A 14,303-nucleotide genomic window follows, 5' to 3' on the forward strand; every position below is an offset into this window, starting at 1 on the left:
ATGCTTATTCAATCACTTCTTTTTTTTATTCTTGGAGTTGCCTCCATTTCTTGGCTATTAGTACTTTTTTCTCCTCTTATTTGGAGAAGAGCTGTCTATTTTGCACATAAATTCATTTCTGCACAAATTCCATCATCTGTTACTGAAATGAAAGCAAATTATGATTTTCTTCTTGCTCAGCATGCTGTAGAACGAGTGCGTAACGAACAAAAATATGACTCTTTGCAAGAAAAATACGCTCAACAAAAAATACAACTTAGCCAAACAACAGAACAGCTTTATCGATTATGTTTCCACACGCAATATACTGCTTCTTTTCCTCATAAAAAGGAATCTACCACAATAAAAAATGCACAAGACGCACATATAAAAAATAATTTTATAACGGAAATCAAAACTATGCGTGAGAAAATTACACACTATCTGCAGCGTTTAGAAAAAAATCTGCAGCATTTAGAAAAAATTCAAAACAATGAATCTGAGAATTCTGCTACTCCTCAAATCATGGATGAACTGCGCGAAGAAACAAAAGAATTAGCTGCAACACTAGCCGCCCAAGTCGCTCTACAAGAAGGTCCATCTTCCCCTATTAATACATTGATACAAAACTCTAAAAGCAAAAATGATCTAGCATCCTGTATTCGACAAAAAATCGCCCACACCTCTAAAGCGTCCACTACATAAATCGCATTCAAAACGCATGTAAGATAGACTCTTCATATAAACTGACTTTATGAACAAAGTACTTTTTATAATTCTGACTTTAGCCTAAAAAGTTCTTCTAGAACATAACAAGAAGACTTTTTTCTTAAATCACTTTAAAGATAAAGACATTTTTATGAAGTATGATAAAAATCTCTTATCCGTTGAATAATTGTATCTTGCTCATTTTGTGTTAAATAAGGGTGCATAGGTAAACTTAAAACGTAATCTCCCAGAGATTCTGAAACAGAAAGAGATCCCTTTACATAGGGAAAGTTTTTATAGGCTGGCTGTTGATGTAATGGCGTTTTGTAATAAATCATTGTAGGAATAGAGTTTTCTTGCAAATAGTTTTTTAATTTATCGCGATTTTTCACCTTAATGGTATATTGTGCATAAGCACAGCGGTCTTTCTCATCTACTTCTGGAACTGTAACAATATCTCTTAAATTATCAGAATAATATTGTGCAATTGCCACACGTTTTTCCATCTCATCTTCAAAAATAGCAAGCTTTTCTAGCAAAATTGCTGCTTGAATTGTATCTAGACGCGAATTTATACCAATACGCACATTATCATATTGCGTTTCACCTTTGCCATGAAACAGAATAGAACGTAAAAGTGCAGCTAAATCATCATCATTGGTCATCATAGCACCTCCATCACCATAACATCCTAATGGTTTTGCAGGATAAAAGCTGGTTGCAGCTACATCACCAAAAGCTCCACACATAACATTACCACTTCTCCCCCCTATCGATTGAGCACTATCCTCAATAACAAAAAGATTCTCTTTTGCTGCTATTGCAGTAATCTGGGAATAATTGGCAGGAAGCCCAAACAAATCAACAGCAATGATAGCCTTTGGTTTGAGACGCCCTTCTTTTTTAATCATATTTATCGCATCATACAACTTCTCAACATCAATATTGAATGTATCAGGCAGAACATCAACAAAGACAGGTTCAGCTCCCACTAAAGCAACAACTTCAGCCGTTGCAGAAAACGTAAAGCTAGGACAGAAAACAGCATCACCCAAACCAATATTTCTAGCCATAAGTGGCATTTTTAAAGCATCAGTTCCATTAGCACACGCAATCACATGTTTTACACCAAGATAATCTGCCAATTGTTCTTCAAATTCTGTTACTTTTGGTCCTAAAATATACTTTCCACTCTCGACAACACTTGTAATTGCAGCATGAATTTTGTCCTCAATGCGTACACGTTGAGTCTTAAGATCTATGAATTGCATATTCACTCCCCCCGATAATTACAATAGTGCAAAGCACTGTTTATTCTTTATTAACACTGGCAGCAGCCAAAATCCGTAAAACAGCAATAGCCTCATTACCATTGGTACGGGGTAATTGACGTGTTTTTATACAATGAAGAAAATGCTGTAATTCACAAGTAAGCGGCAAATTCTCACAAAGACCAATATAATTGGGCTTATCATTCTCAAACGCCCACTCTTCACCATTTTTCCAAATAGAAAAACGATACAGTGCCAATTTACGGCTCCAAGGCTCCATATCATCAAAAACAAGCGCAGCCTTTGTACCGACAACGGTTAAACGTCTTTCACGATAAGGACTAAAACGCGAAGCAAAAAGATGACTACGTATACCATTTGGAAAAGTCATATGAATATGAGCAAAATCAGCAAGCTTATCAATGACAGCAGCTTTTTCTCCCTGAATTTTAGAAGGTTCACACCCTGTTAACGCCAAAATCATTGAGAGATCATGAGGAGCAAGATCCCATAAAGCATCACTTTGTGTATGAAACTTTCCAAATCCTAATCGATGAGAATAAATATACCGCACATCGCCAAGTTCTCCTACCGCTACTAATTCACACATTTTCTCAAAAGCCGTGTGAAAACGCAAAATATGGCTTACCATAAAAATTCGCCCATACTCACCAGCGACTTGAACTTGCTGTTCAGCATCCCTTACATTCAAGGCAATCGGCTTTTCAACCAAAACATCTTTGCCACTTTTAATAGCACGTAACACATTTTCTGTATGAAATTGCGGAGGTAATGCGAACACTAACGCATCAATATCATCACGAACAAAAAGACCATCAGGTGCAATAGCCTCTACATCGTACACGCTAGCAAAATCTTTAGCACGACTAAAATCAATATCAGAAACAGCTGATAAAACTCCAAGACTATGAAGTGTTCGTATATGATTCCCACCCCATGCTCCACACCCTAAAACCGCTACACGTGGCAACATTCTTACGCTTTTCCCCACCCTATCATAAAAAAAATATATCTCCATCTACTCCATATCGAGGATAAAGTAGAATGACAAGAGAAAAGCTTAAAAACTATGCTTGACATATCACTATTCTACCTCTTATATCGCCAAAGGATAAGATGCGTCGCGAGATACTTGTTTTTTGTGGCGGAGTAGCTCAGTAGGTTAGAGCAGAGGAATCATAATCCTTGTGTCGGGGGTTCAAATCCCTCCTCCGCTACCATTTTCCTCTTTATGTATAACGTATTTTGAAAATTTTATGTTTTTTTGTATAATTTTTACTGAATTTTGTAATAGTTTATTTTTTCAATTGATTTTATAGAGTTTCTAAAAGCTGTTCTACACTTCATAATATTTCTTTAACAGTTTTTTTTAAAGCTATTTCTCTCTACTTGTAAAATGACAAAACACGACTTAATGTTAAATAAAATGGTATATAGTGTAATTAAAAATAATTATGATAAGACTTATTAAATCTACATTATTATAATAATGAAATAATTTATTTCATAAAAAATAATAAAGTTTTATGTAATAGTTTAATTCACAGTTACGTAATTGAATAGAAACTTAAAATAATTATATAGAGACTTATACTTGTTATACTGAACAATAGAAAAGTATTTCTATAAGAATAAAAATGTTAATACAAATAAAATATTAAAATCCGTTAAAAATAAAACCATTTTCATAAAATGATATAATACATTCTTTTTTTAAATCATACAAACCATAGTATAAGTAACATATCATAGAATATAACAAAAAATTATATTAATAATATTGTATATCAAAACATATTGTTTGATAAAGTATTTTCGCAACATCAATATTTTAAAATGAAAACACGTTACTATTTACTCTTTCTGCTCCAATAAAATACAAAAATATTAAGATTAATTTGAAAAATGTACAAATCTTCTTACTGAAATTAATTTCAGATTATCAAGAAAAATAACAAAAAATTACAATTGATACTTATATTTTATTATCATATACTTATTAATAATAAAAACATTTAATATTAAATTTAATTATATTTTATATATAATAAATTATAATATATAAATACGATTTACACTTAAAATAATACAAAGTAAAAACAAGAAAATTGTTTTAATAACATTTATAAACTAAATTTCAAAAATAATTCTATTATTTTAAAATATAAAAAATGTAAGAATATAAATTTAAATATTGCGTGATACTCTATGAACAGTCAAATATAACTATTATCTACCACGCAATAAATAAAACAAATACTTATGTTCAATATAAAATAATGATATCCAAATAGGCACTCAAAAATTGATAACTTTCTGTTTTAGTAGCGCTAATCAACACTTTAAAATTTATGTTAGAGAACACTAAAAAACAGAAACAAATAAACTCTTGTACTCCTTTGCATGTACATAGTTTTTTATTTTCTCAAGAGTAAAAAATATTACGCTCTTTCTTTTCTTACTTCTCTTTCTTCTTTGCGAATTATGGGATCGATACTGGCTTCAAAAAATACCTTTGTGTAATCATTCTTTGCACGTAAATGGCGTAGATCACTATTGCTCAGTTCTTCAAGAATAATTCCTCGGTGCATAATACCAACACGCTCACATATATGAGCAATAACGGGAAGATCGTGAGATACCATCAAATAAGTCAATTGATGCTTTTCTCGTAATGACTTCAACAAATTCAAAATTTCAGCCTGCACCGATACATCTAAAGCAGATGTTGGTTCATCAAGTAACAAAACTTCTGGTTCAATAATCAAAGCGCGCGCTAAAGCAATACGCTGACGCTGCCCTCCGGATAACTCATGTGGATACCGGTAAAGGAAAGAAGAATTCAAACCAACAGAATCCAAAACATTTTTTATCCGCTCTTTTCGATTATCCATATTATGGATTTTTAGAGATTCAGAAAGAACAGTGTAAACCATTTTTCTTGGATGAAGTGAAGCATAAGGATCTTGAAAAACAATTTGAATACGCCGTAAAAGATCTTTTCTTCTTTTCTGTAATATTTTGTCTCCATGAAAAATAAAGTCCCCGCTATAATGAGAAATAAGCCCTACCAATGCATTTAAAATTGTTGACTTTCCACATCCAGATTCACCAATTAAGCCATAAGCTTCACCACGCTTAATATGGAAATTGACATCTTTAACAACTGTTATTGCTTTATGCCCATGCTCAAAGGTTACAGATAAATTAGAAACATCAATAATATTTTGACAACGGTTCATGTCATCCCCCCTTCAACACCATTAACAATGGTTGGACCATCTAGCCAAGCTGGATCACGCTCAGGAATCGCCAAAACATCTACTGTTTTATCAAGCCGCGGTAAGCTCTCTAATAAAGCCTGAGTGTAAGGGTGACATGCACATGATAAATCACGCGCAGGCAATTCTTCTAATATCCGACCAGCATACATCACCAAAATACGATCACAAAAATCTGCAATCATATTTAAATCATGACTAATAAAAATAAGCCCCATTCCAGATTTTGTCACAAGCTCATCCAACACTGATAAGACTTGAGATCTCACAGTAACATCAAGTGCAGAAGTTGGTTCATCTGCAATAATCAAATCAGGTTTAGGAATAAGCATCATTGCAATCATAACCCTTTGTCCCATTCCTCCTGATATTTCATGAGGAAAGAGTCGCATAACATGTTCAGGATTACGAATATGAACAGATTCTAACATAGAAATTGTTTTTTCCCATGCCTCCGTCTTTGAAACACGATAATGAATACGATATGCCTCCATGATCTGATCCCCAATTTTCACTAATGGATTAAGCGAATATTTAGGATCTTGTAAAATCATCGAAATACGTTTTCCACGAATAGTTCTCATTTGCTGTTCATTTGCTTTTAGCAAATCGATATCATCAAAGTACATTTTATCAGCTTTAACGATTGCTGACTTTGGATTTAATTTTAATATTGCGCGTCCAGTCGTTGATTTTCCAGACCCAGACTCGCCAACAATTCCAATTTTTTCTTTTCCAACAGAAAAACTAATGCCGCGTACAACTTCTGTAGCACTACGCGTTGTAGGAAAAGCAATACGCAAATTCTCTATTTCTAATATTTTTTTAGCCATTACGTGGATCCAATATATCACGAAGTCCATCACCTAAAAGATTGAAAGCTAGGCTTGCAAGCAATATTGCACAACCTGGCACCGCTGCTAACCACCAACTTGTCATCATAAATTCACGACCGGTTGAAAGCATTGCGCCCCATTCAGGGCTTGGTAGTTGTGCGCCTAGTCCCAAAAAACCAAGACCAGCAGCTGTCAAAATAATTCCAGACATATCTAATGCTAATCGTACAATCACCGAGGGAATACACATAGGGACAATATGAAACAAAATAATTCGCCAAATAGATGCGCCTTGCAATCGGATTGCTGAGACATAATCAGAGGAGCGTATGGTCAAAGTTTCAGCACGTGCTAAACGTGCTATTGGTGGCCACGCTGCAATTGAAATCGCAATAGCTGCATTTTCAATCCCTGGTCCAAAAGCCGCTGAAAACGCTAGCGCTAAAATCAAACCTGGAAAAGCAAGAAAAATATCGACGATACGCATCAGAACAGTATCAACTACCCCCCCCATATAACCAGAGACAGTACCAACAATCAATCCTATAGGACCTACGATAATTGTGGTGAGAAAAACAATATAAAGCGTGATTCGTGTACCAAAAACAATTCGACTAAAGATATCCCGCCCCAGCTCATCTGTTCCAAAATAATGCTGCATAGATGGTGGTTGCAACCGATGCAACAGATCATTACTCAAAGGATCATAAGAAGTAATCCAAGGAGCAAATATCGCGCACAAGACAATAATAAGAATAATCATCAAACCAAAAACAGCCGAAAGATTATGAGAAAATTTTATTGCTGAGTAATAAATTTTTTGTACATTTGCTTGAATTATTGATTTTGGAATAGGGTCATTTAACCAATTTCTCAAAGAAAATGATGATTGCAAATTATGATGATTAATTGTTGTCATAAACGTGTCCTCGGGTCAAATATACTGTAAAGAAAATCAGAAAATAAATTAATAGCGATAAAGATAAATCCTATAATCAAAGTGCACCCTACGACTGCATTCATATCCCCAGCCAAAAGAGCACTCGTTAAGTAGCGCCCAAAACCAGGCCAAGCAAAAACTGTCTCTGTTAAAACAGCACCTTCTAATAAAGAAGCATAAGAAAGCGCAACAACAGTGATAATCTGAACAGCAGCATTGCGCAAAGCATGCCCCCAAACCGTTCGCATCCAAGATAATCCCTTCACACGTGCAGTAATAATGTATTCCTGGTTAAGCTGTTCAATCATAAATCCACGAGTCATACGTGTGATGTAAGCCATAGAACCAAGAGCTAAAATTAAGGCCGGAGTAATAATGTGGCTGAAAGCATTGCGAAAAGCCTCCCACTGCCCCTGCCGAGCAGTATCCCAAAGAAAAAATCCAGTTCTTGGTTCAAAAGAATATTCATAAATAAAATCAATCCGCCCAGGACCACCAACCCAACCAAGCTTAGCATAAAATATTAATAACGCCATCAACCCAAGCCAAAAAGTTGGTGTTGAATAACGAAGAAGCGTAAAAACACGAACAAAATGATCAATGAATGAATCACGATACATTGCTGCAAAAATACCAAGCGGAATACCTAAACTTGTACCTAAAATAGTAGAAATTGTTGCAAGCTCTAACGTTGCAGGAAATACGTGTGCAATATCTTCTAAGACAGGACGCCCAGAAGTTAATGAGTCTCCCAAATTAAGAGAAAATACATCACGCAGATAATTCCAATATTGAACTATCAATGGCTTATCAAGACCAAGCTTATAATACATTGCATCATAAGCTTCTTGACTAATATTATCACCAAGAATAGAGAGAACAGGATCTAAAGGAAGAATATGACCAATAAAAAAAGTAATGGTCACTAAGCCAAGCAATGTTATAAATATCGAAATCAATAACTTAAATACCTTTAAACAAAAGGTCCATAAGTACAAACTTCTCTGCCTTGAGAAGTTTGTTACATTAGTTTCTGAAAATGATAAAGTCATCTTATAGATCCTATACACTTACTAAAATATGAGCATGGCGTTTTCCCCCGCCACACACCCAAACAAACTGTAATTAAATACCACACACAATTTTTATCCATGTCATTGAGCTTACTTTTCTACTCCATCATAATAAATTCTAAAGCTATTCCAAACCCAGTTCTTAACTGTAGGCGCCATACCAACGGTATAATATGGCTGAAATAAATAAACCATAGGACCGTGCTTAAGAACATAATGCTGTAAAGTGCTGTATTGCGCGATACGCTTTTTTTGGTCTGGCTCAAATAAAGCATCCATCACCATTTTATTTGCATTTTCATCATAATAGCCAGCACGCCATGCCAAATACATACTGTACTTTTTTGTAAATGTTGGATCAGGATTAAAAATACTATTTAATGAAACAGGATGCCCATCAGGATCAGAACTCCCCCACCTCATAATAGCAAGATCATAATTTCCATTGCGCACATAATTCAATAATTGAGTATGTGCCATTTTTTCAATTGTAAGTTCAATACCAACTTTACGTGCATTTTCCTGGATAGATTGTGCAACAGGTGATGCATAAAGCAAATTGCTCACTAAAAGATTAGCTTTAAAGCCGTTAGGATAGCCAGCTTCACTTATTAACTGCTTTGCTTTTTCCAAATCTAATTTAAATGGCAATCCTTCTTTTTCATTTAAAGCTCCTGGAATACCCAATGGCATATAACTTGCACGTGGAATAGCTATACCTTTTAAAACAGTTTTTCCAAGATTTTCATAATCAATCAAATAACGAAGTGCCAATCTTACTTTTTCATTAGCTAAAATCGCATGTTTATTGTTTAAAGATAAATAAACAGACTGTGGTCGTAAAACACGACTAATTTTGATAGGTCCCTCTTGTTTTTCAATATCCAAGATATCTTCTGAAGAAAGATCACGCGCGATATCGACATCACCTTTTTCCAAAAGAAATCGCTGACTTGCGGATTCAGCCACATGCTGTATCATAATTTTCTGAACTTTGGGCTTTTCTCCCCAATAATGTTGGGTTGCTTCTAATATAACCCTGTCTCCTGGTGTCCAGCGCACCAGTTTATAAGGACCAACACATTCTGAATGGGTTGCCAAATATTTATTCCCCATATCACCATTAATACTATTTTCTTCAATCCTTTTACGATCAAGTAAGGCAGAAGCATAGGACTGACCAATCACAGTCAATATAAGCTCGACAGGGTAAGGCTTATCTAATTTTAATTGGAGAGTTTTATCATCCAAAGCTTGAATACTTGTTTCGATATTATCTTTGGTAAATCCATAACTTATTAAAGACTGCGCATAATTAAACCCTAATTTAACAATACGCTGCATAGACCAAGCAAGATCTTGTGCTGTTGCTGCTCTTCCATCATTAAATTTTAAATCATCACGAAGGTGGAAAACTATTCTTTTACCATTATCGAAAACATCCCAAGACCGAGCCATCGCAGGACGAACTTTTGTAGTATCAGATTTATCATATTGTACCAGCGCACTACACATATTCAGCAATAATTCGCTTGTTACAATTTCAAATGACTGTGCTGGATCAAAACTACTAATTGAATCAATATTCCATGCCATCACCAATGTATCTGGCAATGATGTACTCAATGCTGAGGATATAGATTCATTAAAAAAACCTACCATCCCTAATAAAAGACAAAATTTTTTAAATGACTTGTTCTTTTTGATTTTTTTCTCTCTTTTAAATTTGCATTGTATTTTATCCTTTGAAAATTTTAGTACGCGAGAAAACCCTAATCCTTTTATTTCATTCCTTAAAAGCACGATCATAGTTACTGACCCTTCAAAAGCATATTTTCAAGTATTAATCCACAAATTGATATATAGACCCTATAGTACAAAAATACTTTTCAAAATATGATTTTTTTCTGTTTATAGACATAGAGCTCACTTCATCCATGCGATTATGCATATTTTTCTAGATCGTTGTAATAAATTCTATAGCTATTCCAAACCCAGTTCTTAACTGTAGGCGCTATACCAACGGTATAATATGTCTGAAATAAATAAACCATAGGTCCATGCTCAAACATATAATGCTGTAAAGCATGATATCGCTCGATACGCTTTTTGGGATCTGGCTCAAATAAGGCATCCATCACCATTTTATTAGCCTTTTCATCATAATAACCAGAACGCGAAGCACCATATATACTGTATTTTTTTTTAGATGCTGAACCAGGATTAAAAATACTATTTAATGAAACAGGATGTCCATCAAGCTCATAGCTCGCCCATCTCATAATAGCAATATCATAATTTCTAGCACGGACATGACTCAACAATTGATTTTGTGCCATTCTTTTAATTATAAGTTCAATACCAACTTTACGTGCATTTTCCTGGATAGATTGTGCAACAGGGGACATATAAGGAAGACTACCAACTAAAAAATTAACTTTAAAGCCGTTAGGATAGCCAGCTTCACTTATTAACTGCTTAGCTTTTTCCAAATCTAATTTAAATGGCAATCCTTCTTTTTCATTTAAAGCTCCTGGAATGCCCAATGGCATATAACTTGCACGTGGAATAGCTATACCTTTTAAAACAGTTTTTCCAAGATTTTCATAATCAATCAAATAACGAAGTGCCAATCTTACTTTTTCATTAGCTAAAATCGCATGTTTATTATTTAAAGATAAATAAACAGACTGTGGTCGTAAAACACGACTAATTTTGATAGGTCCCTCTTGTTTTTCAATATCCAAAATATCCTCTGAAGAAAGATCACGCGCGATATCGACATCACCTTTTTCCAAAAGAAATCGCTGACTTGCAGATTCAGCTACATGCTGTATCATAATTTTCTGAACTTTTGGCTTTTCTCCCCAATAATGTTGGGTTGCTTCTAATATAACCCTATCTCCTGGTGTCCAGCGCACCAATTTATAAGGACCAACACATGCTGAATGGGTTGCCAAATATTTATTTCCCATATCACCATTAACACTATTTTCTTCAATCGTTTTTCGATCAAGTAAAGCAGAAGCATAGGACTGACCAATCATAGTCAATATAAGCTCGACAGGGTAAGGCTCATCTAATTTTAATTGGAGCGTTTTATTATCCAAAGCTTGAATACTTGTTTCGATATTATCTTTAGTAAATCCGTAATCTACCAAAAACCGAGCATAACTAAACCCTAATTTAACAATACGCTGCATAGACCAGGCAAGATCTTGTGCTGTTGCTGCTCTTCCATCATTAAATTTTAAGTCATCACGAAGGTGGAAAACTATTCTTTTACCATTATCGAAAACATCCCAAGACCGAGCCATCGCAGGACGAACTTTTGTAGCATCAGATTTATCATATTGTACCAGCGCACTACACATATTCAGCAATAATTCACTCATTACACTCTCAAGTGATTGTGCTGGATCAAAACTACTGATTGAATCAATATTCCATGCCATGACCAATGTATCTGGCAATGATGTACTCAATGCTGGGGATGTAGACTCATTAACAAAAACCATCCCACCTAATAAAAGGCAAAGCCTTTTAAAAGCTTTTAGCTTTTGCATTGCATTTCCCCCATTTTTTATTTTGAGCATATGATACGCAAAATATTTATAACTTTTCTATTCTAGTTCTCATTAAAATAGAATTTTGAAGTCTATACCACTTTAACCACCCAAACAGAAATCTCCCAAAACTATTTAATGGTGATAAATATAGACTACTTCCCTTATTATAAATTGCACCAATAGTAAGCAACATATGGGTTCCCTGCAATTTCTTATTTTAGATGGTTCTAGAATTGCTGCTATGCAGGGAACAGAAGCATTACTTATGTCATACTACATTTTTTCTGTATTATGCATTAAAAGTGCATCATTTCTCAATTGCGCTATAAAAAATATGCGGAGCATTGTTCCAAACCCATTTTTTGACAACAGGAGACATAGCAACAACACTATAATTTTGGAAAATGAACGCATAAGGTCCTTTTTTCATAAGTTCACGCTGCAAATCACCATATATTTTTGCTCTTTCTTGAGGGGTCTTTGCAAATAAGGCATCATAGACCTCTTGATTCATATTTACATCAAGATACCCCATCTGCCAACTTGGATAAGCTGTATTTCTAGCTTCAAATCGATTATCAGGGTTGTAAATAAGACGTAAAGCCATTGTATGAGGATCAGCAGAATCATTACTCCAACCAACAAAAGCAGTATCAAAAGAGCGCGCATAAACTTTTGAAAATAATTGTGCGCCTCCTAAGCGTTCAATTTTCAAATTCACACCGACCTTTGCAGCATTATCTTGAATAGATTGTATAATAGGCAAATTACTAGAAGATTCTGCGACTATAACATTTGCCTCAAATCCATTTGGATAACCCGCTTCAGTCAAAAGTTGCTTAGCTTTTTGAAAATCTACTTTAAAAGGTTGCCCTTCTTTTTCATTCAAAGCTCCTAAAGTACCGAGAGGGAGAAAACTTGCACGCGGAACAGCAATTCCTTTAAGGGTTGTTTTTGCAAGACCTTCATAATCAATAAGGTAGCGCATTGCTAAACGAACCTTCTCGTTAGCAAAAATAGGATTCGTCACATTAAAGCCCCAATACATTATAGATGGCCTTAATATTCTTTCCACTTTAACATCTGTTGTTTTTTGAACATCTTCTAAATCTTCAGATGTCAAATTACGTGCAATATCAATATCGTGTTTTTGTAATAAGAGGCGTTGTGTCCCTGACTCAGCAACATGACGAATTAAAATTTGCTTAATCTTGGGCGCTTCTCCCCAATAATTTGGATTTGCACGCAATAAAGCCGCTTCTCCAGAACGCCAACTCGCCAACTGATAAGGACCAACACAAGCAACATGGCTAGCCAAATACCGATTTCCCATATCGCCATCTTTTTCATTTTGCATAATCGTTTCACGATCAAGCAAGGTCGTAGCATATCGAGCGCCAATATTACCAAGAATAAGTTCCTCTGGGTAAGGCTTATCAAATTTCATTACCACAGTTTTTTCATCTGGCGCTTGAAGAGCAGAATCCATTGTCTCGGTGGTAATCCCGTAATCAGTAAATGTCGCCGCATTACTCATACCTAATTTGATAACTCGCTTCATACTCCAAAGAAGATCATATGCATTTGCAGGACGACCATCATCAAACTTTAAACCATCACGCAAATGAAAAGTAATCGTTAAGCTGTGATCGTCTCTTACAACATCCCAATTTTTTGCCAAAGATGGAACCACTTGAGCTGCATTATCTCGAGAAGAACTAACCAAACTGTCACAAAGATTGGAAATAATTTCAGCTGGAATAACTTCGTTGATTTGTGCTGGATCAAACGTAACAATGGAATCAATATTCCAAGCCATCACAAGTGTATTAGCAGGAGTTTTTGCAGATACTTGTTGCAAAGACGCATTCATAACCATACAAGCCGCAACAAAAGAAATACTCCCTCTCAATATCTTTTTCTTCAAACTCATAAATTCTTCCCTTTATAATATCTTAATTAATTTATTATTTTTAAATAACATAATCAAAACTGAACCAATATAATGAATAGTCTGCACATATCTGTTTCATTTTCAATCCACTAGTTTGTATCTTATATAAAACCATAAAAAACGAACGATATGGATGATTTTATTAATTTTTATCTATACTCTATAATATCCCCCTATTAGCCGCAACAAGCAGAGACTATCTTTAAACCAATCATAAAAAATGTAAAGCATAGATAAAATTTTTACATGAAAACCTACGGATTGATCATTCATTTCATTGAATTGTAAAAGAATAATAGTAGCTTCTTAAAATGCAAACACCTATCCCTCTTGTATTGTCAGATTTGAATTGAGTAGTGAGTGAAACATGAAAAAAAATCACGCAGAAAAAAGTGTACAATTAAACACACGCTTTTACTGATAAAGTTAAAGTTCATCTTCTACTCCCCATAAAAAGCCGAATCGATCTTTTCAAATTTTAATTTCGGCTTCTACCACCGTTTTATGTACTCATACAGCCATATACCAATATCACTGGCTTCAATGACAAATGCTAAAGCTTCAACTATGCACTGTAGCCAATAATCCCTTCAGCCTTTTATCTAAAAAGCTGAAACATATACATAAAAACAGCGTTTAAAGAGAAAGCTATCAGATAATAATGCGTCACA

Annotated in this window: 10 protein-coding genes and 1 tRNA gene; 2 read left to right on the plus strand and 9 right to left on the minus strand. The window is 34.7% G+C overall.

What is annotated here, in order from left to right; translation table 11 throughout:
• The gene (locus tag V4P55_RS04030; RefSeq protein ID WP_455473842.1) at positions 1–684 is read left to right on the plus strand and encodes a hypothetical protein; all 684 of its coding nucleotides are present in this window, start codon (positions 1–3) and stop codon (positions 682–684) included.
• A 152-nt stretch (positions 685–836) separates the two neighbouring features.
• Here the strand turns inward: V4P55_RS04030 and V4P55_RS04035 are convergent, their stop codons facing one another.
• Together V4P55_RS04035 and V4P55_RS04040 are read right to left on the minus strand one after the other, a co-directional pair.
• Positions 837–1,958, minus strand: coding sequence for a DegT/DnrJ/EryC1/StrS family aminotransferase (locus V4P55_RS04035; RefSeq protein WP_455473843.1), 1,122 nt, complete (start codon positions 1,956–1,958; stop codon positions 837–839).
• Positions 1,959–1,998: 40 nt separating this feature from the next.
• Positions 1,999–2,952, minus strand: coding sequence for a Gfo/Idh/MocA family protein (locus V4P55_RS04040; protein WP_455475037.1), 954 nt, complete (start codon positions 2,950–2,952; stop codon positions 1,999–2,001).
• A 170-nt stretch (positions 2,953–3,122) separates the two neighbouring features.
• Between V4P55_RS04040 and V4P55_RS04045 the strand changes: the two genes are divergently transcribed.
• Positions 3,123–3,199: transfer RNA gene (locus tag V4P55_RS04045), tRNA-Met, on the plus strand.
• A gap of 1,221 nt (positions 3,200–4,420) precedes the next feature.
• On the opposite strand, the gene V4P55_RS04050 is transcribed toward V4P55_RS04045, so the two are convergent.
• The 7 genes from V4P55_RS04050 to V4P55_RS04080 all read right to left on the minus strand — a co-directional run bounded on the left by V4P55_RS04050 (position 4,421) and on the right by V4P55_RS04080 (position 13,611).
• On the minus strand, positions 4,421–5,221 hold the full coding sequence (locus V4P55_RS04050; RefSeq protein WP_455473844.1) for an ABC transporter ATP-binding protein: 801 nt from the start codon (positions 5,219–5,221) through the stop codon (positions 4,421–4,423).
• Complete coding sequence (locus V4P55_RS04055) at positions 5,218–6,093, minus strand: ABC transporter ATP-binding protein (protein ID WP_455473845.1); 876 nt, start codon at positions 6,091–6,093, stop codon at positions 5,218–5,220. The genes V4P55_RS04050 and V4P55_RS04055 overlap by 4 nt, the downstream gene beginning before the upstream one ends.
• Positions 6,086–7,015 carry an ABC transporter permease gene (locus tag V4P55_RS04060; protein ID WP_455473846.1) on the minus strand — a complete coding sequence of 310 codons (930 nt, stop codon included), beginning with the start codon at positions 7,013–7,015 and terminating at the stop codon, positions 6,086–6,088. The genes V4P55_RS04055 and V4P55_RS04060 overlap by 8 nt, the downstream gene beginning before the upstream one ends.
• Entirely contained in the window at positions 7,012–8,088 is a 1,077-nt protein-coding gene (locus V4P55_RS04065) for an ABC transporter permease (protein ID WP_455473847.1), read from the minus strand. Before V4P55_RS04065 ends, V4P55_RS04060 begins: the two co-directional genes overlap by 4 nt.
• A gap of 111 nt (positions 8,089–8,199) precedes the next feature.
• Positions 8,200–9,771, minus strand: coding sequence for an ABC transporter substrate-binding protein (locus V4P55_RS04070; protein ID WP_455473848.1), 1,572 nt, complete (start codon positions 9,769–9,771; stop codon positions 8,200–8,202).
• 281 nt (positions 9,772–10,052) lie between these two features.
• Positions 10,053–11,675 carry an ABC transporter substrate-binding protein gene (locus V4P55_RS04075; RefSeq protein WP_455473849.1) on the minus strand — a complete coding sequence of 541 codons (1,623 nt, stop codon included), beginning with the start codon at positions 11,673–11,675 and terminating at the stop codon, positions 10,053–10,055.
• A gap of 310 nt (positions 11,676–11,985) precedes the next feature.
• Positions 11,986–13,611 (minus strand): ABC transporter substrate-binding protein, encoded by a 1,626-nt coding sequence (locus tag V4P55_RS04080; RefSeq protein ID WP_455473850.1) that lies wholly within the window; start codon positions 13,609–13,611, stop codon positions 11,986–11,988.
• Positions 13,612–14,303: the final 692 nt, after the last annotated feature.

The organism is Bartonella sp. B30(2025) (assembly GCF_053793825.1).